The sequence below is a fragment of the Novosphingobium sp. NDB2Meth1 genome (assembly GCF_900117425.1).
In the GTDB taxonomy this organism is placed as follows: domain Bacteria; phylum Pseudomonadota; class Alphaproteobacteria; order Sphingomonadales; family Sphingomonadaceae; genus Novosphingobium.
The window spans coordinates 321,880-348,391 of the sequence record NZ_FPEH01000014.1 but is presented as its reverse complement, the minus strand read 5'-3'; the positions used below and the strand labels follow the sequence as shown (position 1 = coordinate 348,391).

Sequence of the window (26,512 nt, the reverse complement as noted above, 5' to 3'; positions counted from 1 at the left end):
CGGACCGCATTGGCGAGAGCAAGCTTGCGCGTCAGCCCGCCGGGTTGTTCTTGGCCAGAAACGCGTCGAGCTTGTCGAGCCAGAGCTTCAGGTTCGCATTGCTCGAAAAGCCGTGCCCTTCGCCCTTGAGCGTCACGAACTCGTGCTGCTTGCCAGCCTTGGCCAGGGCATCGGCATAGAGCTTGGACTGCTGGTAGGGCACGCGCTGGTCTTCATCGCCGTGGACCAGCAGCAGCGGCACTTTCAGCTGCTCGACGGCATAGAGCGGCGAGACGGTGGTGAGATCGAACTTGGCATCCTCGCCCTTGATCGTCTTGCGCCACGCGGTGCGATCCTTGCTCGAACTCGCGTTGCCATCCCAGAACTTCATCTGCCGCTTGAGGTCGGTCACCCCGGCGAAGCTGGCCGCGCAGCGATAGCGCTCCGGATTGCGCACCGCGCCCCACAGCGCCGCGTAGCCGCCATAGGAACTGCCCACCATGCAGACGCGCTTCGGATCGATGGTGCCCTGCTTCGCCAGCCAGTCCATCCCGTCATCGAGATCGTCCTGCATCGCGCGGCCCCATTGGCCCTCGCCCTTCTCGCTGAACGTCTTGCCGTAGCCGCCCGAGCCCCGATACTCCGGCTGCAGCACGGCATAGCCGCGGTTGGCGAGGAACTGCACCTCGACATCGTACGTGCCATCATCGCGCACGCCGTAGGGTCCACCATGGGGCATGATCACCAGCGGAAGCGCCTTGGCCGGACGACCGGGCGGCAGCGTGAGATAGGCGGGCACCTCAAGGCCGTCGCGCGTGGTGTAGGAGGTGTAGCGGGTCAGCGCGAGCATCCTGGGCTTCAGCTGCTCGTTGGCCTGCGCGAACAGCTGCATCACGCCGTCGGTCTGATCGAACAGGTAATAGCGGCCGGGATCGTTCGAGCCGCCGAGCCGGACCAGCATCCGGTTGCGATCCTTCGAATAGCTCACGATGGTCGCGGCGCGGTCCCCCACCGCTCCGGCCACCGCCTTGTCGATCGATTCCTGCACTTTGGCGAGTTCGGGATCGAACCAGTGCGCGCGCGGGCGATCGGTGGTGTAGTAGGCGGCCCAGAGATCGGGGCTGTCCGGCTTGGTATCGAAATCATCGATATCGACGCCGGGTGCCTCGAACACCATCTCGCCGGGCTTTCGCGTCGCGAAGTTGAACCGCCACAGCGCATAGCGCCCGGTCTTTTCGTTCAGCAGCTTCTGATAGCCTTCGTCGCTGCCGCGGAAGATGCGCGCGACGTCATAGAACGCGTCGTCATCGTCGTAATCGGCCTTGACCACGGTGCGGAATGTCTCGCCGTCCTTGGCACGGTAGAGCAGTTTCCACGATTGCCCGCCGAACTGCAGCCCGGCGCGCACCACCCCGGCATCGTCCGCGATCCACTTGAGCACCCCGTCGCGCTCGCGGATGAGCTCGCGGGCCTTGTTGGTGGCCAGATCGACCAGCGAGACGCTGGGGTAATCGAAGATGGTCTGGGCGTAGGAGAGCAGCGCGGTCTTGCCCTCGGGATCGACCCAGAGCACGTCATCCCCGATCAGGCCCTCCTGCTTCGAGCCGATGAAGCGCTGCGCCTGGGTGGAGACGTCATAGACCAGCAGCCGGGTCGACCAGTATTCGTCGCCGAACAGCTTCACGGTCTGCCCGAGACTGATCAGGATGCGGTCATTGCCCGCCCAGCGGAACCAGTTGAGCTCGACCACCTTGCCGGGATTGAGCATCTTGTTCTTGCCCGTGGCCGGATCGAACACGCCGATCAGGGTTTTGCCATCAAGCGCGACTTTGGCGGCAATCAGATTGCCGTCGGGCGAGAGCTTGGGATCCGAAATGAACGACAGCTGCGAGAACACGTCGGTCGAAATCCGCTCGACCGGTCCGGCAGGCGCGCTGGCGGCAGCGGCTGGCGCGGCCGCCGCGGGCGGATCGGCTGCCAGCGCAGCGACCGGCGCCAGCCCCGCGCAGGCGGCGAGGACGAGGCCCACCACAAGACTTTTGCCCACCACCATGACGCCCCCGCGTTTCCTTCCGGAGCGGATAGGCTATGCCCTCTTGCGGCAGCACTCAAGTCCGTGACGCATCGGAATTGGCCGGATCGCGCGGACTACAAGGCGGCGGCGGCGATCCGGTGCTCCAGCTCGGCCAGATCCGGCGCGGCGGACCGCGCGGCGCGGCGTACCTCAGCAAGATCGCCCGCCATCTCGCGCAGCAAGGCGCTGCGCCGCTCCAGCCGGGCCGCATTGTCGAACGCGACGCCGGGACGCTTGGAGTAGGTGCTGAACAGCGGCCCGGCCACGACCTCGGCGATCCGCGCGGGGACTGCAGGCCGCCCAAGCCGGGGGGCGAGCGCGGTCAGCGTGCTGGCAGGGTCGGCGTAGAACCGTTCGGCATCGAGCATGACCGCCTGCGGCATGGCTTCCAGCGCGGCGAGGAAAGCGCGCATCTGCCACAGCCACAGCGCGGCCAGACATTCCGCATCGCTCGCAGCAGCAGGGGCGCCGGCAAAGCGCGCCGCAATATCGCGGACCCAGCCGCGATGCTGCGGGCTGCGCAGCACGGCCAGCGCATAGTCCTCCAGGCCAAGATGGAGAAGAACCGCAGGCGCAGCCGGATCAGCCGCCGCGATCTGTAGGAGCAAGGCATTGACCGGCACGTTGGCCTTGACCAGCGTCGGCTCCTCACCGCCGTAGCGCCGCGACAGCATGGCAAGGACCAGCCGCAGCCGGGCGGGATCGGGCTCAAGGGCCAGCTGCCGCAGCGCCATCGGTTCGCGCAGGACGAGGCCGTTCGACATCGCCTCCAGCGCGCGGGCCAGCAGCGTCGAGCCGCAATGGGCGACGTGGAAGATCCACGCGGTGGTCGCCGCCTGCGGAGCGGCATCGGCAAGCTGCGCGGCAGGCACCAGCGCGGCGCCGTCGCGCGCCGGCGAGATCCGCGCATCGAGGAAGATCGAGCGCGCATAGGCTGCCCGGTCCATCGGCACGATCACCGCATTCGCGGCCTCGAAAGAATGGAGGTAGTGATCGGGCGAGGCCGCGATGATGGCGGGGGTCAGTCGCATCGCACTGCCTTAGCCGCGTTTGCTGCTGACCGCACTCCCCTCCCGCTTGCGGGAGGGGTCGGGGGTGGGTTAGGCCGCAGACACAATGGCCGAGATCGATCCCCCCGCCCCCGGACGCCCCTACGCGGTCGTCACGCCTTCGGGCACCGAGGCGCTGGGCACAGTCGATCCGGCGCTGATCGAAGCGACCTACAAAGCCCACGGCGCCATGCTGCTGCGCGGTTTCGGCGCCGATCTCGACAGCTTCCGGCGCTTTGCCCGCAGCCTCTGCGCCACCGCCGTGATCAACGAAACGCCGGGCCGCGCGGTGCTCGATGCGGTGGAGGCCATTCAGGGCGTCGACGGCGGGACCAATGCCTTTGCGCTCCACCCCGAACTCGCACGCGAACCATGGAAGCCCGATGCCGCGCTGTTCGGCTGCCTCAGCCCGCCGGGTTCAGGCGGCGAGACGACGCTGTGCGACGGCATCGCACTGGCCGCTGCCTTGCCTGAAGCCGTGCGCCAAGGGCTGGAAGGGCGGCGGCTGGTGCATGTCATGGGCGTCTGGCCCGAACTGCTGCGCTTCTGGTTCGGCACCGAGACGCCGGACGATGCGCTGCTGGCCAGCCCGCCGCGCCCCCTGCCCTACCGCTTCTTCCGCGTGCCGGACGGCCGCATCGCGCGCGAATTCTCACGGCCCGCGCTGCACAAGCCGATGTTCGCGCAAGGGCCTGCTTTCGGCAATTTCCTGCTGTTTGCCCGCTTCAACAACGGACGCGGCAACTTCCCGCTGCTCGATGATCTCACCCCGGTTCCGGAAGACTGGCTGCAGGCCATCCATGCCACAGGCGAGGCGCTGACCGCCGAGGTGCGTTGGCAGGCGGGCGATGTGCTGGTGCTCGACAACACCCGCTTCCTCCACGGCCGCCGCGCCATCGTGGATGCCACGGAACGGACCATCGCGACGTTCTTCGGCTATGTGCGGTTCGCCGTGCCCGATGCGGAGGAGATGCCCGGCGCACCGTGGCGGCAGGGGGATTTCAGGCCCCCGCTGCCGCCGGTTTAGACACACCCCTCCGTCAGCGCTTCGCGCTGCCACCTCCCCATTTGCACTTCGTGAAAATGGGGAGGATCTGAAAGTCAGGCGGCTTCGGCCTTGCGCTCGGCGCGTTCGAGGTTGATCGCCTCGGCCAGCAGGAATGCCAGCTCGATCGACTGCGCCGCGTTGAGGCGCGGGTCGCAGTGGGTGTGATAGCGGTCCGCCAGCGCGTCCTGCGTGATGGCGATCGCGCCGCCGGTGCACTCGGTCACGTCCTGCCCGGTCATTTCGATATGGATGCCGCCGGCATGCGTCCCTTCCGCGCGGTGGACGGCGAAGAAGCCCTTCACTTCGCTGAGGATGCGGTCGAACGGGCGGGTCTTGTAGCCATTGTCGGCCTTGATCACGTTGCCATGCATCGGATCGCAGGACCACACCACCGGATGGCCTTCACGCGCGACGGCGCGGACGAGCGGCGGGAGGCCGGCTTCGACCTTGTCATGCCCGAAGCGGCTGATGAGCGTCATCCGGCCCGGCTCGCGGCCCGGGTTCAGCGTATCGAGCATGCGCAGCAGCGCATCGGGCGTCAGGCTCGGCCCGCACTTCATGCCGATGGGATTGCCCACGCCGCGCAGAAATTCGACATGGGCCGAGCCTTCGAAGCGCGTGCGATCCCCGATCCACAGCATGTGCGCGCTAGTGTCGTACCACTCGCCGGTGAGCGAATCCTGCCGCGTCATCGCCTGTTCGTACTGGAGCAGCAACGCTTCGTGGCTGGTGTAGAACTTGGTGCCCTGCAGCTGCGGGACCGTGGCGGGATTGACGCCGCAAGCCTCCATGAAGTCGAGGCTTTCACCGATCTTGTCGGCCATCTCGCCGAACTTTGCCGCCCACGGGCTCTTGCCGATGTGATCGAGCGTCCACTGGTGGACCTGCCGCAAGTTGGCATAGCCGCCGGTCGAGAACGCGCGCAGCAGGTTGAGCGTGGCCGCCGCCTGCGAATAGGCGCGCAGCATGCGCTCCGGGTCCGGGATGCGGCTTTCCGCGTTGAACTCGATGCCGTTGATATTGTCGCCGAGGTAGCTTGGCAGCTCCAGATCGCCGATCTTCTCGACCGGCGAGGAGCGCGGCTTGGCGAACTGGCCGGCCATGCGGCCCACCTTCACCACCGGCTGCTTGCTGGCGAAGGTGAGGACAACCGCCATCTGCAGCAGCACGCGGAACGTGTCGCGGATGTTGTTCGGGTGGAACTCGGCAAAGCTCTCGGCGCAGTCCCCGCCCTGGAGCAGAAAACCACGGCCGGCCGCGACTTCCGCAAGATCGGCCTTCAGCGCGCGCGCTTCACCGGCAAACACCAGCGGGGGAAACCGGGTCAGCGTTTCCTCGACCGCGGCAAGCTTTGCCGCATCGGGATAAGTGGGCAGGTGCTTGGCCTCTGCCGCGCGCCAGCTGTTCGCATTCCAGTTCGTTGCCACGGTACTCGCTTTCGTAAAGACGCGCGCGTTTAGCGGTACCGGGACACAAATGCAAAGGTTTGGGGGCGGCCTTGAATCAATGTTCCATCAGGCGGTGCTGGAAGTAGACCATTTCGAGCGCGATGGTCCGTGCCGACTCCTTGAGATTGGCCCCGGCGCCGTGCCCGCCCGCCGTGTTCTCGTAGTAGAGATAGGGCAGGCCATACTCCTTCATCCGCGCCGCAAACTTGCGCGCCTGCACCGGGCCGACGCGGTCGTCCTTGGTCGTCGTCCAGATCAGCGTTTCGGGATAAGCCGCGCCGCGCTTGAGGTTCGAATAGGGCGAGGTCCTGAGCCAGAACGCCTTCTCGTCCGGATTGGCCATCGTGCCATATTCGCCGACCCACGAGGCCCCGGCCGAGAGCTTTTCATAGCGCAGCATGTCGAGCAGCGGGATCTGGATGCTGACCGCGCCGAACAGGTCCGGGCGCTGGGTCAGTTCCACCCCCATCAGCAGTCCGCCGTTGGAGCCGCCATAGATGCCGAGCTTCTTCGGGCTGGTGATCTTGCGCGCCATGAGGTCTTCGGCGACCGCGGCGAAATCGTCGTAGATCGCCTGCCGCTTCGTCTTGAGCCCCGCCTCGTGCCACGCCGGGCCGAACTCGCCCCCGCCGCGGATATTGGCGACCACGAACGCGCCGCCGCGCTCGAGCCAGAGCTTGCCGGTGGTTCCGCTGTAGTGCGGCGTGTAGGAAACCTGGAAACCGCCATAGGCCGTCATCAGCGTCGGCGTCGAGCCGTCGAGCTTCATGTCGGCGCGGTGGGTGATGAAGTAGGGTACTTTCGTCCCGTCCTTCGAAGTCGCCTCGAACTGCTCGGTGACGAGGCCGTCCGCTGCAAAGCGCGCCGGGGTCTGCTTGATCTGGACCGCCGTGGCGGCGGCAGCGTCGACCTTCCAGAGCGAGGTCGGCAGCAGGTAGCTCTGCACCGAGAGATAAGCGGTGTCCGAGGTGCGGTCGCTGGCGACGATGCTGACGGCGGCATTGTCCGGCAGCGGGAGCACGGCCTGCTGCCAGCCGTTCGCGGTGCGGGTGAAGCGCATCGCCCGGCCGCGCACGTTGTCGTAGACGGCGGCAAGCACATGTCCGCGCGTGACCGAAACTTCATCCGAGTCAACCGATTGGCGCGGACCGGGCGTGAAGATCACTTCCGGCGCGGCCTTGCCGGCGGGATCAACCGCGACGAGTGCCCCCGCCTTGACGGGCGCTGCGCCTTGAGGGGTCCAGTCCTCGTTGACCTGAAAGATCAGGCGTCCATCGAGCAGGCCCTTGAGTTCGCTCTTGGCCGGGACCGCTATGCGGGCGGTGCCGCCGGGCGTCACCCGCACGAATTCCGCCTCGAAGAAAGTAATCCCGCGCGTGATGACGACTTCGGTATGGCCGGCGCCATCGGCGAAGCTGCGCGGGATGACGAAGACGTCGTCCGGCTTGCCCCGGAACACTTCGGTCGCGGCGGAAAGCGCCGCCCCGCGCCGCACGCGCTTGACGACGAACGGGTAGCCGCTCGCCGTCATGGTCCCCGCGCCCCAGTCGCGCGCGGCGATCAGGCTGTCCGGCGTTTCCCAGCTGACCCACTGCTTCGATTTGGGCAGCACGAAGCCGCCATCGACAAACGTGCGGCTCGCCAGATCGAATTCACGCTGCGTGTTGGCATCCTCGCCCCCGTCCGACAGCGCGACAAGACAACGCTTCTCGGCCACCGGCTCGCAGTTCGCACCGGCCCAGACCCAGTTCGCCTTTTCCGCCGCGGACAGCGCATCGAGATCGAGCAGCGTCTGCCAAGCAGGTTCCGCCTTCTCGTAGTCGGCCGGGCTGGTCATGCGCCATAAGCCGTGGACGTGCCCTGCATCCTGCCACAGGTTCGCGATCTGCCCGCCGATCAGGCGCGGCATAGCGATACGGTCGGTCGCTTCCGCGATCTTCAGCGCATCGGCATAGAACCCGGCGTAGTGCGGATCGCGTTCCAGCACGGCGAGCGAGCGGGCGTTCTCCGCCTCCACCCACGCCATCGCGCGCGGGGAGTCGATCTCCTCCAGCCAGATATAGGGATCGGGCGCCTCAGCCACGGCTTGCGCCAGCGCTGGACGGGCTGTCGTGGCTGCCAAGGCCATCGCCGCGAGAAGGACGAAGCGCTGCATGAGGATGCTCCCTGAAGACCATGGCAGCCATGCCTAACCGGCGCCTCTGTCAGGTCAAGCAACCCCTTGGACAGCACGCATCAGTCCCACCGCTCCACGTCCTCACCCGCAACGCAGGTCCACGGATGCCTGCGGCTTTCGTAGACCGAGAACCGCGGCGGCGGGAAGGTGGGATCGGCAAAGGCGCCCACCGGAACGGCGGTCAGCTCGGGCATGCTGGCGGAGACAAACGTCAATGTCGCCCCGCAGGTCGGGCAGAAGCGGAACGTGGCGGGCTTGCCGCTCTCCCCCACGCGCGTCCATTCGTGGAACGTGCCGGCAAGCACGACCTGCTCCTGCGGCCAGCGCGCCTGCACCGCAAACGCGCTGCCGCTGCGCTTCTGGCATTCGAGGCAGTGGCACACCGAAACCCGCACCGGCTCGCCCGTGCAGGTCGCGGTCAACTGGCCGCACCGGCACGTGGCGCGGCGCTGCGTCATTTCCCCGGCACGACCCTCAGCCGCCACGCCTTGCCCGGCACCAGATAGCGCTTGGCCAGCTGCTGCAGCCGCTCGGGCGTGATCGCGCTGTAGTCGGTCAGGATCGAGCGCAGTTGGTCAAACTTCTCCGGCTCCAGCGCTCCGCCCTCAAGCTGGTACATGTAGAACCCGTTGCCGGTGCTGGCGCGGGTGATCAGCTGCTTCATCGGCTCGGTCACGCGCGCAATCTCGTCCGGCGTCGCGGGGGTGGCGGCGAGATCGGCGGCGATCTTGTCGGAGGCGGCAAAGAACGCCGTCAGATCACCGGGGCGCAGCTGGGTGGTCGCCGCGAGATAGCCGCCCGAGGGCAGATCGAGCGGCCAGCTCGAGTTGACCTGCGGCGCATAGCTCGCGCCGATCTTCTCGCGCATCGCATCGAACAGGCGGTTGTTGAACACCTGGCTGAGCAGTTCGAGCTGGCGCGCTTCATGGAAACCCGCGCTGCCGCCGCCGGTGGGCCAGGCAACGAGGGCAGCCGCCGTGTTGGCATCGCCGTGATGGTTCAGCGTCAACGGATCGCCGACCGGTGCGGGGACCTTGGGCGCAAAGCCGGTGGCCGGTGCCGGATCGCGCTGCGGCAGCGCTCCGAACGTCCGCTCAAGCGCAGCGACGGCTTCCTCGCGGTTGAAATCGCCGAACAGATCGACCTCGATCGGCCCCTGCTTGAGCAGCGCCGACCACACGCGGCGGAAGCCTTCGGGGCTCGCCTTGGCAATCTCCGCCGGATTGGGCACGGCATAGCGCGGATCGCCGTCCTTGAGCAGCCAGCCCAGATCACGCTGCAGCACAGAGGCCGCGGAAGCATTGGTCGATTCGTACCCCAGCCGGGCCGCCGCCTGCGCGCGCACGACCGGATTGGGGTCCCAGCGCGGCATCGCCAGCTTGGCGGCGAACAGGTACAGCTGGTCGGCAAGATCTGCCGGGCGCGTATCGGCCGAGAACTTGAAGCTCGTATCGTCGATATCGAAATCGAGGCTGAGCTTGCGGCCCGTCGCCAGCCGGTCGAGATCCTCGCGGCCGACATTGCCGAAGCCGCTGTCCATCAGCGCGGTCTCGCCCAGCGAGGCATAGACCGCATCCTTGGGATCGATCACCGCATAGCCGCCGCCAAAGTGCACGCGCACGATCACGCGGCCCGGTTCGGCCTGATTGGCCCAGAGCAGCGCCTTGACCCCGTTGGAAAGCTCGATCCGCTCGATCCCGAGCAAGCCGGTGCCTTCCGCATTGGTCACGGTCCCCGGCGTGCCGATCGCCGGGAGATCCTTGAAGCTCAAAGAACTCGCCGCCAGACGGCTGGCCGACGAAGGCGCGACCGGCGCCAGCAGCGCGGTGCGCAAGTCCGCCTCGGTCCCGTCCGACGCCTTGGGCGTGATCATCACCGAGCGGACGACCGTACCCTTGAACAATGTACGGGTGTGTTCGAGCACGGCGGCAGGCGTGAACAGCGGGATCGACGAACGGAAGATGCTGTAGACCGTATCAGGATTGGCCACCGTCTCGCGGATATCGACCGCATCGGTGATGTCGTCGGCCACTTTCGATCCGGCGAGCGTTTCCTGCGTTTCGACCGGCACCTTGAAGGCAACGTCGAACTCCGCGACTTCGCGGGCGATTTCCTCCTCGGTCGGCGGGGTGGCGAGCGCATCGGCGATCACTGCGCGCACGTCCTTCACCGCCGCTTTCCAGTCGTCGGTCAGCGGCGTCACCGTCACCAGCGTCGCATCGGCAGAGCGGCTGATGCGCTGCTGTTCGACCGAGGCGGCCAGATAGCTGCCCCCGGCGCGCGCGCGGCCTTCGAGCCGGCGATTGATGATCGCGATGCCGAGGCGATCGATCATCAGGCCCTGGTTGTAGACGATCGTGTCGTTCACCTTGTGCCACGGACGCAGCACGGCATAGTTGAACACGCGCGGCAGGTCGGGCTCGACCATGACCTTGGCCTCGCCCACCGGATTGGCAGGATCACCGCCGACGGGGGGCTTGGGCGCGCCGAAATCGGGCAGCGGCGGGCGCTTGCCAGTGCCCTTCCACGTGCCGAACCACTGCTTGATATGCGCGATCAGCGCCTGCGGATCGGCATCGCCGGCGACGACGACCACCGCATTGTCGGGCCGGTACCACGCATCGTGGAAGGCCTTGACCTTGGCCGGGGTCGCCGCGTTCAGCGTTTCCTCGGTGCCGATGGGCGAACGCACGCCAAGCGGCTGCCCGGCAAAGAACACCGCGCGCGTGCCGTCGAGAATGCGCGTCTGCGGGCCGGAGCGCTCGCGCATCTCGGCGAGCACGATCGGCACTTCGGTCTTGACGCCCACGTCGGTGAAGATGGGCGCGGTGATCATGCCCGAAAGCAGGCGGAAGGTTTCATCCAGCTTGGCGGGCGAAACATCGGGAATGTCGAGCTTGTAGACGGTCTGCGTCGGGCTCGTCTCGGCATTGGTGTCGCTGCCGAAGGTGGCGCCCAGCCGCTGCCATGCCGGGATCGCCTCACCCGCCTTGAGATACTTCGAATCGCGGAAGGTGAGGTGCTCGATCAGGTGGGCATAACCGCGCTGCGGATCGGTCTCGTAAAGCGAGCCCGCATCGACCAGCACGCGCACCGAGACCTGGCCCGGCGGCACCCCGTTGCGCCGCACCGCATAGCGCAGGCCATTGGGGAGGACGCCGAAGATCCACGCCTTGTCCTGCGGCACATCGCTGCCGCGATAGAGCCAGGGGACGGAGCCGGTCGCCGCTTTCGGGGCCGCCGCGGGCCGTGCGGGGGCCTTGGCAAGGACTTGTGAAGGAACCCCGAGCAGGCCGATCAGGACGGCGGAAACAACGGGAGCGAGAGCACGGGGCGAACGCGGGGCGAACCGGGACAGAAAAGCCATGAACGCTGTATAGGACGGCAAGAAATGAAGGACCAGTGAATTGGTCCCTCATTCCCGTGCCCTAGCGAAGATTACGTCTTCGGCTTTTTCGCCGCCGGAGCGGGCTTCTTTGCTGCCGGAGCGGCCGGAGCGGCGCCCTGTGCTTCAGCGGCCTGCTTCTCGGCCGCCTGCTGCGCTGCGGCCTGCTGCTCCGCCTGCTTGGTAGCTGCGGCGCGCATCGCCTCGATTTCGTTCTCGGTCTTGAAATCGACCAGTTCGACCTGGAACACGAGATCGGAATTCGCGGGGATCGGCCCGGTGCCCTTGTCGCCATAGCCAAGCGCGGCCGGGATGCAGAAGCGCCACACGCTGCCCTTGCTCATCAGCTGCAGGCCTTCGGAAAAGCCCTTGATCACGCCAGAGGCGCGGAACGCCTGCGAGGTGTTCTGATCGAACACGTTGCCGTTCGCGGAAAGGTAGCCGATGTAATTCACGAGCACGTAGTCCGTCGCGCCGGGCTTGGGGCCCTGGGCATCCTTGAGCACGCGCGTGCCGAGGCCCGACGCGGTGGCGGCATTGCACACGCGCTGCACGGCAGGAATCGCCGGGGTGAGCGGCACCGGCAGGATCTCGGCAGCGGGATCCGGCGCGGGCGCGGCAGGCGCGGGCGCGGCCAGCGCCGGCACGGCTGCCAGCGCGGCAAGGGACAGGGAAAGGGCGATTCGGCTGAGGCCGCGAGGGATGATGATCATGGCGCGCTTCTTTAATCGAGGCTTGTTACACGTGCCAGCACGGAACGCTGCACGCCGCCAAGAGCCTACGCATTAACGCCTAAGGCCTGCCAACCGACCATCGACAAGGGGCATGCTACTGCTGTCGACATGGCGATCAGTGGCGATTACTCCTCCCCGGTCACGGTCAACGGCTTCGTCTGCCGCAATTGCAGCGACGTCGACCGGGCCAAGCGCCATATCGATCCGGCGGACCCCGCCGCCGGCCCGTTCGGCGTCAACGGCAGCCACAAGCCGGGCAAGGCCGCAAAACCCGCCAATCACTTTTCCGCCGAAGCCCGCGATGCCGAGCGCCTCGAAGCGCTCTACCGCGAACGGCGCGCCGCCCCTGTCTCGCCCATCGCTGCCGCCTATGCCGGCGCGCTGGCGCCCTCAGGCGGCTCGCTCGTCTCCCGCAGCGCGTGAAACCGGGCCGATTGAACCCTTGACCCCCGGCCTTGGCGGCCTACATGCTGGGGCATGTTCATCGAAACCGAAACCACTCCGAACCCCGCCACGCTGAAGTTCCTTCCGGGCGAAATCGTCATGGCCTCCGGCACGCGCGAGTTCACCTCGCCCGAAGCTGCCGCCGCCTCGCCGCTGGCCGAAGCGCTCTTCGCGCTGGGCGATGTGACAGGCGTGCTCTACGGGCGCGACTTCATCGCGGTGACGATCGCGCCGGGATCGGAATGGGCGCCGCTCAAGCCGCAGGTGCTGGCATTGCTGCTCGATCATTTCGTGGCGCAGGCGCCGCTGTTCACGTCGGCAGGCGCGGACTTCGTGGTCCCCGGAGAGGCCGACGACGAGGTGGACTACGGCGACGATCCCGCCGACGCGGACATCGTCGAGCAGATCAAGGACCTGATCGAGACGCGCGTGCGCCCCGCCGTCGCGAACGACGGCGGCGACATCACCTACCGCGGCTTCCGCGAGGGCGTGGTCTACCTCAAGATGCAGGGCGCCTGCTCGGGCTGCCCTTCGTCCACCGCGACGCTCAAGAACGGCATCGAACAGCTGCTCAAGCACTACGTGCCCGAAGTGAGCGAAGTCCGCGCCGCCTGATCCGCCTTCTCCCGCGAAAGTTTCCACCGATGTCCCAGCCGCTCGACGACGCCGCGCTCGATCAGGTGTTTCGCACCGCCCGCACCTACAACGGCTATCTCGACAAGCCGGTGAGCGAGGTGCAGCTCCACGCGATCTGGGACCTGATGAAGATGGGGCCGACCTCGGCCAACCAGATGCCCGCGCGGCTCGTCTGGTGCGTGAGCGACGAGGCAAAGGAAAAGCTGGCGGCCTGCGCCGGCGGCACCAATCCGGACAAGATCCGCAAGGCTCCCGTCAGCGTGATCATCGGCATGGACATCGATTTCCACGAGCAGCTGCCCTGGCTGTTCCCCCATGTCGATGCAAAGAGCTGGTTTGAAGGCAACGAAGCGCTGCGCGAAGTATCGGCCATGCGCAATGCGACGCTGCAGGGCGCCTACTTCATCATCGCCGCGCGCATGATCGGGCTCGATACGGGTCCGATGTCGGGCTTCAACAATGCTGCTGTCGATGAGGCCTTCTTCGCGGGCACGCGCGTGAAGTCGAACTTCATCTCGACTTTGGGCTACGGCGATCCGGCAACCATCTTCCCGCGCAGCCCCCGCCCCGATTTCGCCACGTTCAACACGCTGGCCTGAGGCGAGACGCGGGTTGCGCAGGCTGGTGATCGACAGCGCGACAGAGGCTTGTTCGGTCGCTTTGCTCGATGATGGCGACATGGTTGCCGGCAACCACGCGATGCTCGGGCGCGGGCATGCCGAACAACTCGTGCCGATGATCGCCGCGTTGCCCGGCAAGGGCCGCGCGGATTGCATCGCCGTAAACACCGGTCCCGGCAGCTTCACCGGCATCCGCGTCGGGCTTGCCGCTGCCCGCGCGCTGTCGCTCGCATGGCGCGTGCCGATCGAAGGCTATGCCTGCCTTGCCCTCGTCGGCGCGATGGCCCGCGCGGCGCATCGCGGCGCGGCGATCGACGTGGTGATGAGCGGCGGGCACGGCGAATGGTTCTTCCAGCCCTTCGCAGCCGATGGCACGGCGCTGGCAGATCCGGCGTCCTTGCTGCCGGAGGCCGTCGCGGCGCGCTCGCAGGCTCCCGTCGTGGTCGGCAGCCAGGCCGAAGCGCTCGCAGCGCGGCGTGGCAGCCAACCCTCGGCCCATCCGCTATGGCCTGATGCGCGCGCGTTTGGCCTTCTCGGCCGCGACAGCCTGCGCGCCGATCCCGTACCCCGCTATGGCCGTGCCCCCGATGCGCGGCTGCCGGCAGCATGATGGCGGCAGCCTGAGGTCCGCCCCGCGATGAGCCGCGTTCCACCCGACTGCAGCGATGATATCGACCGGATCATGGAAGTCATGGCCGGTGCCTTTGCTCCCGAATTCGGCGAGGCATGGAACCGCCGTCAGGTTTCGGACTCGCTGCTGCTCACCGGCACCGCCTATTGTCTGATTGGCGCCGAGGGCTCGATCGATCCCGATCCCGAAGCAGCGACTGCGGGTTTTGCGCTGACCCGATCAATATTCGACGAGGAAGAACTGCTGCTCTTCGCAGTCCTGCCCCAGTACCGTGGCCGGGGCCTCGGCGCCGCGCTGCTGACCGAAGTGATCGCTCGCGCCCGCCTGCGCGGCATTCGGCGCCTTTTTCTCGAGATGCGGCGGAACAATCCTGCCGGCAAGTTATACACAGGATTTGGTTTCAGGACGGTAGGTGTTCGCCCCGGCTACTATCGGACAGCGAGCGGAGAACGCCTCGACGCCCTCAGTCAGGAACTGCATCTTGCAGATAACTAGGCATATTTACCTGTCAGAAGCCTTATTTGTGAAGTTTCTGACAGAAAAGGGACCGGAATGCTCCGGAATGGTTGTATCCCTGTTGCACAAGCGTATATGCGGACCAGTCTACTCTAGACTCACCGAGCCTTGACTGGGCAAACAAGAAGATAACAACCGTAAAAGGTATGGGTACAATGAGTGAAATCGAAAACGATATGCGGGAAACGCTGATCACGCTCACTTCGGACATCGTCGCCGCTCACGTGAGCAACAACAGTGTCGCGGTAAACGACCTGCCGGTGCTCATCAGCAACGTCTATGCCGCGCTCTCTGGTCTCAATCCCGCGCAACCGGCTGCAGAACCGGCCCCTGAACCTGCGGTGTCCATCCGCGCTTCGGTCAAGAACGACCACATCGTCTGTCTGGAAGACGGCAAGAAGCTCAAGATGCTCAAGCGTCATCTGATGACGCGCTACAACATGACCCCGGAACAGTACCGCACCCGCTGGAACCTGCCGGCGGACTACCCGATGGTCGCCCCCGCCTACGCCGAAAAGCGCCGCGAACTGGCCAAGAAGATCGGCCTCGGTCGCAAGCCTGCGCCCAAGCGCGGCCGCCCCGCCAAGGCCGCCGGCTGAACAAACGGCACGCGGTCTGGAACCAGCGAGGCCTGAACGGCATCTGCTAAGGGCCTCGCTGAGTCCACTTTTCCCCGATCCGGGCGCGATCCATCCGGCAAATCGGCTGCGCAGCGGTTGAAGAATTGGCGCAGCAAACTATGCTGCGCGCAACCTAACCGGGATGGGCCGCAAGCTTGCATCAGGCAATCGACATTGAAGCGCTGTGCGCAGAGCGGGGTCTGAGGATCACCGAGCAACGCCGCGTGATCGCGCAGGTGCTCTCGGAGAGCGACGACCACCCGGACGTCGAGAAGCTGCACGAGCGGGCTTCGGCGCGCGATCCGCGCATTTCCATCGCCACGGTCTACCGCACCGTGCGCCTGTTCGAAGAGGCAGGCATCCTCGACCGCCACGATTTCGGCGATGGCCGCGCCCGTTACGAGGCGACGCCCGAGGCTCATCACGATCATCTGATCGACGTCGAGACCGGCAAGGTCATCGAATTCGTCGATCCCGAGCTGGAAGCGCTGCAGCGCCAGATCGCCGAACGGCTCGGCTACCGCCTCGTCGACCACCGCATGGAGCTCTATGGTGTCAAGTCTGATCGCGAGGCGTAGGGCCCGCCGCAAGGTCGGCCCGGAACGCGGTGCTCCCGTCACCTGGATGGGCTGGGGCCGGATTTGCCTGCGCGGCGTGCTGCTCGTGCTGCTGATGCTGGTCTGCGTGCCGCTGCACTACCTCTACCGCATCGTGCATTATGGCTCGCCCTTCCCCAAACTGTTCCTGTTCTGCGCCGCGCGCATCATCGGCGCGCGGGTGCGGGTCCACGGCGTGCCGCTCAAGCGCGACGTGTTCTACATTTCCAACCATCTTTCGTGGGTGGACATCCTCGCACTGGGCGGGGCAAGCGGGACCGCCTTCGTCGCCAAGGCCGAATTGTCGCAGGCCCCGGTCGTCGGCTGGCTTGCCCGCATCAACCGCACCGTCTTCGTCAGCCGCGAAGACCGCATGGGCGTGGCCGACCAGATCAATCGCCTCAAGGAAGCGCTGGCCGACAACTGGTCGATCACCGTGTTCCCCGAAGGCACCTGCACCGATGGCAAGTCGCTGCTGCCGTTCAAGACCTCGATGCTGCGCGTGCTCGAGCCGCCGCCGCCGGGCGTGATGGTGCAGCCGGTGGTGCTAGATTACGGCCGGGTCGCCGAATGGATCGGCTGGATCGGCACCGAGGACGGCGTCTCCAACGGCAAGCGCATCATGTCGCGGCGCGGCTCGTTCCGGCTCGAGGTGCACTTCCTCGAACCGTTCGATCCGCAGGGCCTCGCCGGGCGCAAGGCGATTGCTGCCGAAGCCCGCCGCCGGATCGAGCCCGCGCTCGAAGCCGCTTTGGGTGAGCCGCTGCGGCCCTTCGCCTTCGATGTGGCGCCGGTTCGCTACGAAGCGGCCAAGAGCGCGGCGTGAAGCTGAAGCTGAAGCCCGGCATCGCGCAGAAGCCGCGCCAGGTCGTGGGCAAGCTGGCGAGCGCGGTGCGCCGCAAGATCACGCTCAAGAAGCCCCTTCGCCGCGGCAAGCCAAAGCCGCTGCGCAAGGGCCCGCCCGAGGCCCTGCTTGGCTTCGGCCGCTTCGTCGCCAATCCCCGCCGCTTCGGCGGCTTCGTCAGCGGCCCAGCCCTCGCCGAGGCGATCACCCGCGAGATCGAACCGGCCGCCGGCCCCGTGCTTGAGCTTGGCCCCGGGACCGGCGTGTTCACCCGCGCCCTCATCGCCCGCGGCGTGGCGGAACGCGACCTCATCCTCGTCGAGCTCGATCCCAAGCTGGCCGAGCGCCTGCGAACCGCTTTCCCCGAGGCGCTCGTCCTGTGCCGCAAGGCCGGAAGCGTGACGGCAGACCTCCTCGAAGGCCGCCGCCCGGCCGCCGTTGTCAGCGGGTTGCCTCTGCTCAATTTCCCGGATGAGGAAGTCGAGCGGATCATCGCCGCCGCCTTCGCGGTCTGCACGCCCGAAGCGGCACTCTACCAGTTCACGTATGGCCCGAAGTGCCCGGTCAGCAAGGCGATCCGTGCAGAGCTGGGACTGTCGGCGCAGCGCACCACGCGCATCTGGCGCAACGTGCCCCCCGCTTCGGTTTACCGCATCGTTCGGGACTGATCGGCACGTTCAGCCCTGCTGTCGCCGCTGCTTGTCATCGCCTTGCCGCGCGATGGCGCAGCGCCCCCGATCATAATCGCCGACCGCGCGGATGACATCGCCCTCCCGAGGCTCGACCCGCCGCCCGGTCGCGATGCCGGAAAGCACGCGGGCAACCAGCGTATCGAGCCGGCTGACCAGATAGCAGGCGACATCGGGTTCGGCATGGCTGTCGCCCACGCCGCTGTCGTCGGTGAGGAAGATGTAGCGCCCCTGCGTCAGCGCGGCCATCGAACGCATGACATATTGCGCGCTGTCTTCCACCCCGCTCGCCGCGACCGGCACGATCTGCACGCCCCGACTGCGCAGCACTTGCGTCGCGTCGAGCGTGGCGCCGATCGCATCCTAATGCGGCGGCGCGTCGGTCACCAGCAGCACCGCCTTGGCCGCATCCGGGCGCCACTGCAGGCGCCCCGCCTCCGCCACGGCGCGGTCCATCGCCTCGGGCATGTCGCCGCCCCCATTCGCGTCCTGCCGGGCAAGCAGGGCGCGGATCGAACCGATGTTTTCGGTGAGGGGCGCCGACTGGACGACATAGTCATCGCCCTGATCGCGGTAGAGCACCACGCCGATGCGCAGATCGAGCTGGCCGGCATTGCGCTTGAGCCGCGCGACGATCGTGTCGAGCTCGGCCTGGATGTAGTCCATTTCGTCGCCCATGCTGCCGGTGGTGTCGATCACCAGCGCCAGATCCATCGCGCGCGGCGCGGCGGCGAGGCCGGGCAGTGTCACGTCGATGAGGCGTCCGTTGGACAAGGCGACGGCCTTGCGCGCCGCACCTGCACTGCCGTTGACGGCGACTGTCGTCTTTTGCGGAATGTGGTCCGCGCGGGGGTAGAACGAGGCCGTCCCGTCCGCCGCCGTCACGAGGCGGAGCGGTGCGCCGGGGCGGCCCACTTCGGTCCTGGCGAAAGGAACCGGCCGCCCGCGCGCATCGACCACGCGGATCACGACCCGGCTGCGCGTATCGTAGAACGGCAGCGATTGCCCGCTCGCCTGCAGGAAGCGCCCGGCATAGGCGGCATACTGCTGCGGATTGAGCAGATCATCGACATCACCTGCGGTAAGCAGGCCCGATTGGGGCTGGACCTTGCTGCGGGGCATGGCCGGCGGTTCGATCACGACCGGCGGCGGGGCGACGGGTTCGGTCGTGGTCGTCTCGGTCTTGCCGGTGACCAGGCCGCCGACATTCCATTCCGATTTCTTCGTGACCGCGCGCGGTGCCGGAATCATCGCTGGCGGCGGCGCCGCTGCAACATCGGTGGCGGGCTCTTCGGCTGCAATGGCATACTTGTTCTGTGGCGCAGCAGCAGACTCCGGCGCCTTTTCGCTGCAGGCGGCCAGTGCCAGCAGGCTGCCTCCCAGAATGATGGTGGAAACGCTCCGAACAACGACTTGGCGATGCATGGGCAAACCTCCCTATGGGGTTTGCCAAAACTCTACTTATTTAGTTTGGATTACAAGCCGGATTCCGCACACGGCGCCACATATCGTGTTCACTTCGGCTGCTGCATCTGCTCAGACTGTTTGATTTTGAAGCATTTTCTGCCAGATTCCGGACCTGGTCCGCGCGCTGCCGTGCGGCACTGCGGCAAGGCAAGAGTTTCCTACATCACCATGATCTGCGATCAGTGCGCAGGCCCCTTCACGGGGCTGGTCGCTCTTTCACATCGTCTGGCCAGATCATCCGCAGCGCTTTTCTGGCAGGTGTCGCCTTTGACCATTTTTGGAGATTTTATCCTTCTGGAACAATTGCTTCGAGCGTGACGCTGAAAGCGACACAGTGTCGCACCGGCATGCTCACTGCCCCGCTACTGCGGTCCCGTCCGCCGGGAATCGGAACAGGTAGTAGGGCGCCTTCTCCCGCATGTGCGCGTTCGATTGCATCATCACATCAGGGATGTCGCTGTCGGCCACATAGATCATGTTGTTCGGCCCGAAGCTCAGGCCATCGGGCCAGCGCATCTTCGGATGCCCCGCGAGTGCCGTCAGTTTGCGGTCCGGCCCCAGCTTCCACACCACACCGTCCTCGATTCCGGTGAGGTAGATATTGCCTTCATTGTCGATGGTCAGGCCGTCCGCCTGCGGGCGCTCGGCATAGGGCTCGACGCGGGCCGCAAGCTCAGTGGGCGAAAGGCTTTCATTGCCCAAATCCGCCACCCGCACGCGCGAAAGCATCTTGCCCGACATCGGGCCGATGTAGAGCCACGTGCCCTGCCGATCGAGCGCGATGGGATCGAAGCCGGGGTGGAACCAGAACAGGCTGTTCCCAAGCGGCTGCATCAACCGCCCTTGCGCCTTGACGGCATAAGGCTCCGGCATGATCGCCGGATGTCTGTCGAGCAAGCGGCGCGCCTTGCCGGTCTCGCTGTCGACCACGATCAGTCCCGGATGCCCGCTGAACACGCCGATATCGGCGATGTAGATCATCCGCCCCGCCGCATCGATCTGCATGTCCTGCACGTAGGAGCCGATCCCCGCCACCGAGCGCGGCAGCCAGATCTGCTTGATCGGCTTGTTCGTGCCCAGATCGACCGCGACCAGCCGGGCCCCGAACAGGCCGTGCTCGCCGTGATCGATGCTCCACAGGCGGTTCCGGCTGTCGATGCGGATGTTGAACACCGCGCCGTAGGAGGGCTTGCTGCGGTCCCCGCTCTGCATTTCCATGTTCGGGTAGGGGATCGGCTTGCCGTTCACCAGCTCGAGCACCTTGATCGCCGGGTGCCCCTCGGCGTGATAGGTGAAGAACACGCGGCCCGTCGCGGAGACGGCAATGTTGCCGGGCGGTTCGGGCAGGGTTGCGATCAGTTCGGCCTGCAGGCGCGGTTTCGGATCGCCGATGCGCGGGAACGGCTGCCCTGTCCCGCCATAGCTCGCATAGAACCACACCACGAAGAGGCCGAGGAGAATGCCGACCACGGCAACGATACGCAGCAGAACCCGGACCATGGCAGCAATCCCGTTTGCAGGAGTATGATTCTTACGATATGAACGTTTCTATGCCTATTCGTTCAAATGCGCAAGACACCCTCACCCCGGTCCGCGCCGCGCGCCGGGAACGGCTGCTCGATGCCGCCGAAACGCTGTTCGTAGCCCAGGGTTTCCGGGCCACCTCGATCGAAGCCATCGCCGAGGCGGCGGGCATGTCCAAAGTAACGCTCTACGGCTATTTCCGCGACAAGGAGGCGGTGTTCGTCGCGGTCGCGGAACGCATCGCGGATGCGCTGGAAAGCGCGGTCCATACCGCGCTCGCGGCAGACGCGCCCTTCCCCGCGCCGCTCGCCGCCGCGCTCACCGCCAAGCACCGTATCGTGCAGGAGCGGGTCCAGCGCTCCGCCTTCGCCGGCGAGCTGTTTCAGGCCAAGGCCGCCCACGTCACCCGCCGCTTCGCCGCGCTTGATGAGGCGATCCTGACCGGCCTGACCGAAGCTTTGGTCCGAGCTGGACAAGAACGCGCATGGGCTGCGGAGACCGCACAGCTGCTGTTTTCCGCCGCGAACGGCATCGCCAATCGCGCGGCCGATGCCGATGTGCTCACCACTAGGATCGACCGTTTGGTCCGCGCCGTCGTGGCCGCCTGACCCCCTTCTATCCTTGGGCAAATTGGCGTAAGCGCCCACGATGACCGCGACCCCGCCCCGCACCTTCCACGTCAAGAGTTTCGGCTGCCAGATGAACGTCTATGACGGCGAGCGCATGGCCGAGCTGCTCACCGCCGAAGGCATGCGCGCAGCGGACGAAGGCTCTGCGGCCGATCTCGTCGTCCTCAACACCTGCCACATCCGCGAGAAGGCGACCGAAAAGGTCTATTCCGATATCGGCCGCATCGTGAAGGATGGCCGCGAGGCGGGCGCCGTGCCGCTGATCGCGGTCGCCGGGTGCGTGGCACAGGCGGAGGGCGAGGAAATCATGGCCCGCGCGCCCTCGGTGCGCGTCGTCGTCGGCCCGCAGGCCTATCACCACCTGCCCGCGATGGTCGCGCAGGCCGCCGCCGGTGGCCGCGCGACCGAGACGGACATGCCGGCGGAAGCCAAGTTTGCCGCGCTGCCCAAGCGCCGCAAGGTGGGCGCGTCCGCCTTCCTCACCGTGCAGGAAGGCTGCGACAAATTCTGCACCTATTGCGTCGTCCCCTATACCCGCGGCGCCGAGCTTTCGCGCCCCTGGGCCGATCTCGTCAGCGAAGCGCGCGCCCTCGTCGAAGGCGGCGCGCGAGAGATCACGCTGCTGGGTCAGAATGTGAATGCGTGGTCGGGTGAAGACGACAAGGGCCGCAAGGTTGGCCTCGCGGGCCTCGCCGAGGAACTCGCAAAGATCGATGAACTCGCCCGCATCCGCTACACGACCAGCCACCCGATGGACATGGACGACGCGCTGATCGAGGCGCATGGGCTCAATCCCAAGCTCATGCCGTTTCTCCACCTGCCGGTGCAATCGGGCAGCGACCGCGTGCTGAAAGCCATGAACCGCAGCCACACCGCCGCGGGCTACCTGCGCATTCTGGAGCGCGTCCGCGCCGCCCGGCCTGATATCGCGCTCTCGGGCGATTTCATCGTCGGCTTCCCCGGCGAGACCGAGGCCGAGTTCGGGGAAACGCTGCAGATCGTCGCCGAGGCCCGCTACGCGCAGGCCTTCAGCTTCAAGTTCTCCGCCCGGCCCGGCACGCCCGCCGCCACGATGGGCGGCCAGATCGCCTCCGAGGTGATGGACGACCGCCTGCAGCGCCTGATTGCGGCACTCCAACGTGACAGCCTCGCGTTCAACAAGGCCAGCGTCGGCACGCGCTGCGAAGTGCTGGTCGAGCGCAAGGGCCGTCATGCCGGGCAGTGGCTCGGCAAATCGCCCTGGCTGCAATCGGTTCACTTCACCGGCGATGCCGCGCTGGGCGACCTCGTCGAGGTCGATCTGGTCGAAGCCGGACCCAATTCGATGGGTGGACGGCTCGTGGCGCGCGCCGCCGCCTGAACGGCGGCACGGACCTCAAGGATCAGCCGTGGTGGTGGCGATGCCAGGCTCGGGCACGGGCAACCCGGGCCCGGTGAAGCTGTCGATGATCGCGGTGCAGCTCGCGGCGGGCATGGCGAAGCTCGCGGCGCTCCTCGCGCACTTCGCGGCGGTCCTGCACCACTTCGCGGTGGATGGCATGGACTCGCGCATCCGGACCGGCGTGAGCCGAGGCGGCAGCGGGGGCAATGGCAGGGGTCAGCGCGAGGAACGCGGCTGCCAGCAGAAACTTGCGCATCGGATTCTCCTTCAAGCGGGTTCGCATGGCTTGCGACCACCGATGCACATTGCCCCTGATCAGCTTAACAGGCCGGGAACAGCTGCTTAAGCGAGCCGTTATCTTGGTCGCAAAGTGTCGCAAGATCAGCCCCTGCGGACACAGGACAGTGCAAATCATCCGATTTCGGCCCCACCTGTCTTGCGCCTGTCGCATCGGTGCCTAATCTGGGCACAGCTATCCTGAAAGGAGCGCATGGCCCGCAAGTTTTCCCGCTCGCACGATGAAGGTCCCCGCAGCGATTGGCAGGGCGCCTTCCGCAACGATCCGCAAAAGGGCGAGGCCGCGCGCAGCGACCAGCAACGAAGGGCAAGGATCGAGATCGCGTTCGAGGAACAGACCGTGCTCGGCGCGCTGTTCGGCCAGTTCGATCAGAATCTGGTGCAGATCGAGAACCGGCTGGGCGTCTATATCTCGGCGCGCGGCAACAAGGCGGTGATCGAAGGGCCGGACGATGCTGTCGCCCGCGCGCGCGATGTGCTGAAAGGCATGCACCAACGGCTGCTCGCTGGGCATGAGGTCGACTCGGGCGCTGTCGAATCGCTGATCATGATGTCGAACGAGCCGACGCTCGAGGGGATCATCACCGGCGCGCCCGATGGCGCGCCGCCGATCATGATCCGCACCCGCAAGAAGACGATTGTCCCGCGCTCGGCGACGCAGATCGAATACATGCGCGCGCTGGTCCGCGATGATCTGATCTTCGCGCTGGGGCCAGCGGGCACCGGCAAGACCTATCTGGCGGTCGCGCAGGCGGTGGCGCAGCTCATCAGCGGCAGCGTCCAGCGCCTGATCCTCTCACGCCCCGCGGTCGAAGCGGGCGAGCGGCTGGGCTTCCTGCCCGGTGACATGAAGGAGAAGGTCGATCCCTATCTCCGCCCGATCTACGATGCGCTCTACGATTGCATGCCGCCCGAACAGGTCGAGCGGCGGCTCGCTTCGGGCGAAATCGAGATCGCACCTATCGCCTTCATGCGCGGGCGCACGCTGGCGGATGCTTTCGTCATCCTCGACGAGGCGCAGAATACCACGCCGATGCAGATGAAGATGTTCCTCACCCGCTTCGGCCAGAACAGCCGCATGGTGATCTGCGGCGACCCCAAGCAGACCGACCTGCCCGGCGGCACGGCGGCGAGCGGGCTGAACGACGCGGTGAAGCGCCTGGAGGGTGTCGAGGGCATCGGGATGGTGCGCTTCAACGTCGCGGACGTGGTGCGCCATCCGATTGTCGGGCGCATTGTCGAGGCCTACGAGGGCAAGGACGGGTGAGAGAGCGTTCAGGCATCCTTCGACAAGCTCAGGATGAGCGAGGTTTGATTTGTACCCATTCCACAAGAAGCCGCTCGTGCTGAGCCTGTCGAAGCACTGCACTGCCTCGTGACCGCCCCCACGCTCGAGCTCGATATCGATCCCGTCTGGCCCGCTTCCACCGACTGGGAGGACCTCGCCGCCCGCGCGGCGGAGGCAGCCGGAGCTGTCGCGCCGGAACTGGCGCATGAACACCTGCTCGTCAGCCTCGTCATGGCTGACGACGAGGAAGTCCACGCACTCAACAAGCAATGGCGCGCAAAGGACAAGCCGACCAACGTGCTCTCGTTCCCGATGCTCAGCCGCGAGGAAGTGCTGGCCGCCGCCGCCGCACCCAATGCCCCGGGCATGCTCGGCGATCTCATCCTCGCGCACGGTGTCTGCATGCGCGAAGCGGCGGAGAAAGGCATCGCGGTCGAGGCGCATGCCGCGCACCTCATCGTCCACGGCCTGCTCCACCTCGCCGGCTACGACCACGAAACCGGCGAGGATGACGCGGCGGAAATGGAGGCTTTGGAGACAAAGGCGCTTGCGCTGATGGGCCTTGCGGACCCATATGCGGCCAATTAGCCACCAAGGAGTGTTGGGCAGTGCCTGAGGGCAACGGGTCCGGCGGCGAAAGCCGGTCGGGCGAAGGGGACAGTAGCGGCGCGCTGTGGCGCGCGCTCAAGGGGTTCTTCCGGGGGTCGGATCACGACCAGTCGCTGCGTGCGCAGATCGAGGAAGCGATCGAGGAGCACGAATGCGATGCGGGCGGCAGCAATGGCGCGGACGGCGATCTTCTGCCGCTCGAACGCCAGATGCTCAAGAACCTGCTCCATTTCAGCGAGAATGACGCGGACGACGTCGCCATCCCGCGCGGCGAAATCATCGCCATTCCGTCATCAGCCACCTTCGAAGAAGTCGTCGATGCTTTCGCCGAGCATGGCCACAGCCGCTTGCCGGTCTATGGCGACTCGCTCGATGAAGTCGTCGGCATGCTCCACGTGAAGGACTTGTTCCCGATCGTCGCGGGCATGGCGCTCTCAGGCAAGCCCGCGCCCAAGGACTGGACCGGCCTGATGCGCCAGCCGCTGTTCGTGCCCCAGGCGCGCGGCGCGCTCGATGTGCTGGCCGACATGCGCTCCAGCCGCACGCACCTCGCCATCGTCATCGACGAATATTCCGGCACAGACGGGATCATCACCATCGAGGACCTCGTCGAGGAGATCGTCGGCGAGATCGAGGATGAGCACGACGACGCACCGCAGGACCTGCTGCACCAGGTTGATGAACTGACCTGGGAAGCGGATGCCCGCGCCGAGCTCGACGATGTCGGCGAGCGTATCGATCCCCGGCTTGCGCTGGTAGACGAGGACGTGGATACTCTCGGCGGGCTCGCAGTGGTGCTGGCGGGGGGAGTCCCGCCCGTAGGCCGTGTGCTGGAACATGACAGCGGGTGGCGGATCGAGGTGACGGCAGGGGACGAGCGCAGGCTCACCCGGCTGCGGCTCCACGCGCCCGTGCCCGAGAGTACCGAGGAAGACTGAGTTTCAATGATCCGCCGCCTGCCCCCGCTCCGCTCGCTGGAAGCGTTCATCCGCGTCGTGCGCGCCGGCTCGGCCAAGACGGCGGCGGCGGAACTGGCCCTCAGCCCGTCGGCGCTGTCACGCCGGCTGGGCGCGCTGGAAGAATTCATCGGCAAGCCGGTGTTCGAGCGCAAGCATCAGCTCCTCAAGCTGACCGAGGAAGGTCAGCAGCTCTACGATGCCGTTGCCCCGCTGATCGACGAGATGGCCGACCGGATCGACCGCCTGATCGATACCGGGCAAGTCCTGCGCCTGCGGCTCGGCGTGCTGCCGCTGTTCGGGAGCCAGCGCCTGTTCCCGCGTCTCGGTGAGCTGCGCAAGCTCCACCCGCAGCTGCACATCGATATCGACAGCTCGACTGCCGCCGAAACCAAGCTGGGCGACAGCATCGACGCGGCGATCATCCTGTCCGAAGGGCCGGACGGTTCGCTCCATTCGGTGCGGCTCGATCACAACCGGGTCTATGCCATCGCGACGCCGGAGATCGTGGCTGAACTGGGCTCACGGCCTGATCTTGCCAAGCTCAACAAGCAGACCTTCCTTGTCCACAACGACCTGCCGATGAGCTTCGAGGCGTGGAAGCGCACGCTCCATCTCGAAGCCTTGCAGCCCGCCGCGATCGACCACTTCGATTCCGGCCAGCTGATCCTCGAGGCCGCCGCACAGGGCCTCGGCATCGCGATCATGCACGACGACCATTACAAGCGCAGCCATGATCCGCGCGTGGCCCGGCTCTACGACATCGAAGTCGACAGCCCCTATTCCTACTGGTTCGTCTGCCGCCCCCGCGCGCTGCAATCACGGCCGGTGCGGCTGTTCCACGACTGGATGATCAAGGCTGGGCTCTAGGC

The 26,512-nt window shown here is 66.5% G+C and carries 28 protein-coding genes; 17 read left to right on the top strand and 11 right to left on the bottom strand.

Features of this window, described 5'->3' with window-relative positions; all coding sequences use genetic code 11:
- Positions 1 to 31 precede the first annotated feature (31 nt).
- Positions 32 to 2,026: an alpha/beta hydrolase family protein gene (locus tag NDB2M1_RS08770; RefSeq protein ID WP_171955348.1), complete on the bottom strand. Its 1,995-nt coding sequence runs from the start codon at positions 2,024 to 2,026 to the stop codon at positions 32 to 34.
- Positions 2,027 to 2,127: 101 nt separating this feature from the next.
- Positions 2,128 to 3,084, bottom strand: coding sequence for a hypothetical protein (locus NDB2M1_RS08765; RefSeq protein ID WP_072381405.1), 957 nt, complete (start codon positions 3,082 to 3,084; stop codon positions 2,128 to 2,130).
- A gap of 85 nt (positions 3,085 to 3,169) precedes the next feature.
- Here NDB2M1_RS08765 and NDB2M1_RS08760 point away from each other — a divergent pair, with 85 nt between their 5' ends.
- Positions 3,170 to 4,129 (top strand): TauD/TfdA family dioxygenase, encoded by a 960-nt coding sequence (locus NDB2M1_RS08760; protein WP_072381403.1) that lies wholly within the window; start codon positions 3,170 to 3,172, stop codon positions 4,127 to 4,129.
- 74 nt (positions 4,130 to 4,203) lie between these two features.
- On the opposite strand, the gene NDB2M1_RS08755 is transcribed toward NDB2M1_RS08760, so the two are convergent.
- The 5 genes from NDB2M1_RS08755 to NDB2M1_RS08735 all read right to left on the bottom strand — a co-directional run bounded on the left by NDB2M1_RS08755 (position 4,204) and on the right by NDB2M1_RS08735 (position 11,872).
- Entirely contained in the window at positions 4,204 to 5,577 is a 1,374-nt protein-coding gene (locus NDB2M1_RS08755) for a class II 3-deoxy-7-phosphoheptulonate synthase (protein ID WP_072381401.1), read from the bottom strand.
- 76 nt (positions 5,578 to 5,653) lie between these two features.
- Positions 5,654 to 7,753, bottom strand: coding sequence for a prolyl oligopeptidase family serine peptidase (locus NDB2M1_RS08750; RefSeq protein WP_072381399.1), 2,100 nt, complete (start codon positions 7,751 to 7,753; stop codon positions 5,654 to 5,656).
- Between the two features lie 80 nt (positions 7,754 to 7,833).
- A complete protein-coding gene (locus NDB2M1_RS08745) occupies positions 7,834 to 8,196 on the bottom strand; it encodes a GFA family protein (RefSeq protein ID WP_253185820.1) in 363 nt (120 codons plus the stop codon).
- Between the two features lie 32 nt (positions 8,197 to 8,228).
- Positions 8,229 to 11,141, bottom strand: a complete 2,913-nt coding sequence (locus NDB2M1_RS08740) for a M16 family metallopeptidase (RefSeq protein ID WP_083554742.1) — start codon at positions 11,139 to 11,141, stop codon at positions 8,229 to 8,231.
- Positions 11,142 to 11,212: 71 nt separating this feature from the next.
- Entirely contained in the window at positions 11,213 to 11,872 is a 660-nt protein-coding gene (locus tag NDB2M1_RS08735; RefSeq protein WP_072381394.1) for an FKBP-type peptidyl-prolyl cis-trans isomerase, read from the bottom strand.
- 129 nt (positions 11,873 to 12,001) lie between these two features.
- On the opposite strand from NDB2M1_RS08735, the gene NDB2M1_RS08730 reads away from it, so the two are divergent.
- The 9 genes from NDB2M1_RS08730 (at position 12,002) to NDB2M1_RS08690 (ending at position 17,468) form a co-directional block, all read left to right on the top strand.
- Positions 12,002 to 12,316, top strand: a complete 315-nt coding sequence (locus NDB2M1_RS08730) for a hypothetical protein (RefSeq protein ID WP_072381392.1) — start codon at positions 12,002 to 12,004, stop codon at positions 12,314 to 12,316.
- 54 nt (positions 12,317 to 12,370) lie between these two features.
- Complete coding sequence (locus tag NDB2M1_RS08725) at positions 12,371 to 12,952, top strand: NifU family protein (RefSeq protein ID WP_072381390.1); 582 nt, start codon at positions 12,371 to 12,373, stop codon at positions 12,950 to 12,952.
- 29 nt (positions 12,953 to 12,981) lie between these two features.
- Positions 12,982 to 13,572, top strand: a complete 591-nt coding sequence (locus NDB2M1_RS08720; protein ID WP_072381388.1) for a malonic semialdehyde reductase — start codon at positions 12,982 to 12,984, stop codon at positions 13,570 to 13,572.
- 13 nt (positions 13,573 to 13,585) lie between these two features.
- Entirely contained in the window at positions 13,586 to 14,203 is a 618-nt protein-coding gene (gene tsaB, locus NDB2M1_RS08715; protein ID WP_072381386.1) for a tRNA (adenosine(37)-N6)-threonylcarbamoyltransferase complex dimerization subunit type 1 TsaB, read from the top strand.
- Positions 14,204 to 14,275: 72 nt separating this feature from the next.
- Entirely contained in the window at positions 14,276 to 14,719 is a 444-nt protein-coding gene (locus tag NDB2M1_RS08710; protein WP_083554768.1) for a GNAT family N-acetyltransferase, read from the top strand.
- A gap of 176 nt (positions 14,720 to 14,895) precedes the next feature.
- Positions 14,896 to 15,339 (top strand): Ros/MucR family transcriptional regulator, encoded by a 444-nt coding sequence (locus tag NDB2M1_RS08705; RefSeq protein WP_054122250.1) that lies wholly within the window; start codon positions 14,896 to 14,898, stop codon positions 15,337 to 15,339.
- Positions 15,340 to 15,515: 176 nt separating this feature from the next.
- Positions 15,516 to 15,938, top strand: a complete 423-nt coding sequence (locus NDB2M1_RS08700; RefSeq protein ID WP_054122249.1) for a Fur family transcriptional regulator — start codon at positions 15,516 to 15,518, stop codon at positions 15,936 to 15,938.
- Positions 15,910 to 16,782: a lysophospholipid acyltransferase family protein gene (locus NDB2M1_RS08695; RefSeq protein ID WP_054122248.1), complete on the top strand. Its 873-nt coding sequence runs from the start codon at positions 15,910 to 15,912 to the stop codon at positions 16,780 to 16,782. The genes NDB2M1_RS08700 and NDB2M1_RS08695 overlap by 29 nt, the downstream gene beginning before the upstream one ends.
- Positions 16,779 to 17,468, top strand: a complete 690-nt coding sequence (locus NDB2M1_RS08690) for a class I SAM-dependent methyltransferase (RefSeq protein WP_143146686.1) — start codon at positions 16,779 to 16,781, stop codon at positions 17,466 to 17,468. The genes NDB2M1_RS08695 and NDB2M1_RS08690 overlap by 4 nt, the downstream gene beginning before the upstream one ends.
- 9 nt (positions 17,469 to 17,477) lie before the next feature.
- Here the strand turns inward: NDB2M1_RS08690 and NDB2M1_RS22000 are convergent, their stop codons facing one another.
- Positions 17,478 to 17,819, bottom strand: coding sequence for a hypothetical protein (locus NDB2M1_RS22000; RefSeq protein WP_143146685.1), 342 nt, complete (start codon positions 17,817 to 17,819; stop codon positions 17,478 to 17,480).
- A 33-nt stretch (positions 17,820 to 17,852) separates the two neighbouring features.
- Complete coding sequence (locus NDB2M1_RS21995; RefSeq protein ID WP_143146684.1) at positions 17,853 to 18,914, bottom strand: vWA domain-containing protein; 1,062 nt, start codon at positions 18,912 to 18,914, stop codon at positions 17,853 to 17,855.
- A 45-nt stretch (positions 18,915 to 18,959) separates the two neighbouring features.
- On the opposite strand from NDB2M1_RS21995, the gene NDB2M1_RS22605 reads away from it, so the two are divergent.
- Complete coding sequence (locus NDB2M1_RS22605; RefSeq protein ID WP_171955347.1) at positions 18,960 to 19,274, top strand: hypothetical protein; 315 nt, start codon at positions 18,960 to 18,962, stop codon at positions 19,272 to 19,274.
- Positions 19,275 to 19,307: 33 nt separating this feature from the next.
- Here the strand turns inward: NDB2M1_RS22605 and NDB2M1_RS08680 are convergent, their stop codons facing one another.
- A complete protein-coding gene (locus tag NDB2M1_RS08680; protein ID WP_072381381.1) occupies positions 19,308 to 20,456 on the bottom strand; it encodes an L-dopachrome tautomerase-related protein in 1,149 nt (382 codons plus the stop codon).
- A 50-nt stretch (positions 20,457 to 20,506) separates the two neighbouring features.
- Here NDB2M1_RS08680 and NDB2M1_RS08675 point away from each other — a divergent pair, with 50 nt between their 5' ends.
- Both NDB2M1_RS08675 and miaB read left to right on the top strand, forming a co-directional pair.
- A complete protein-coding gene (locus NDB2M1_RS08675) occupies positions 20,507 to 21,088 on the top strand; it encodes a TetR/AcrR family transcriptional regulator (RefSeq protein WP_072381379.1) in 582 nt (193 codons plus the stop codon).
- Positions 21,089 to 21,128: 40 nt separating this feature from the next.
- Entirely contained in the window at positions 21,129 to 22,469 is a 1,341-nt protein-coding gene (gene miaB / locus NDB2M1_RS08670; protein ID WP_072381376.1) for a tRNA (N6-isopentenyl adenosine(37)-C2)-methylthiotransferase MiaB, read from the top strand.
- A gap of 22 nt (positions 22,470 to 22,491) precedes the next feature.
- On the opposite strand, the gene NDB2M1_RS21990 is transcribed toward miaB, so the two are convergent.
- Positions 22,492 to 22,746, bottom strand: coding sequence for a hypothetical protein (locus tag NDB2M1_RS21990; RefSeq protein ID WP_143146683.1), 255 nt, complete (start codon positions 22,744 to 22,746; stop codon positions 22,492 to 22,494).
- 234 nt (positions 22,747 to 22,980) lie between these two features.
- Between NDB2M1_RS21990 and NDB2M1_RS08660 the strand changes: the two genes are divergently transcribed.
- The 4 genes from NDB2M1_RS08660 (at position 22,981) to NDB2M1_RS08645 (ending at position 26,510) form a co-directional block, all read left to right on the top strand.
- The gene (locus tag NDB2M1_RS08660; RefSeq protein ID WP_054122242.1) at positions 22,981 to 24,054 is read left to right on the top strand and encodes a PhoH family protein; all 1,074 of its coding nucleotides are present in this window, start codon (positions 22,981 to 22,983) and stop codon (positions 24,052 to 24,054) included.
- A gap of 108 nt (positions 24,055 to 24,162) precedes the next feature.
- The gene (ybeY, locus tag NDB2M1_RS08655) at positions 24,163 to 24,663 is read left to right on the top strand and encodes an rRNA maturation RNase YbeY (protein ID WP_072381372.1); all 501 of its coding nucleotides are present in this window, start codon (positions 24,163 to 24,165) and stop codon (positions 24,661 to 24,663) included.
- A gap of 20 nt (positions 24,664 to 24,683) precedes the next feature.
- Entirely contained in the window at positions 24,684 to 25,622 is a 939-nt protein-coding gene (locus tag NDB2M1_RS08650; RefSeq protein WP_072381370.1) for a hemolysin family protein, read from the top strand.
- Positions 25,623 to 25,628: 6 nt separating this feature from the next.
- The gene (locus tag NDB2M1_RS08645; protein WP_072381368.1) at positions 25,629 to 26,510 is read left to right on the top strand and encodes a LysR substrate-binding domain-containing protein; all 882 of its coding nucleotides are present in this window, start codon (positions 25,629 to 25,631) and stop codon (positions 26,508 to 26,510) included.
- Positions 26,511 to 26,512: the final 2 nt, after the last annotated feature.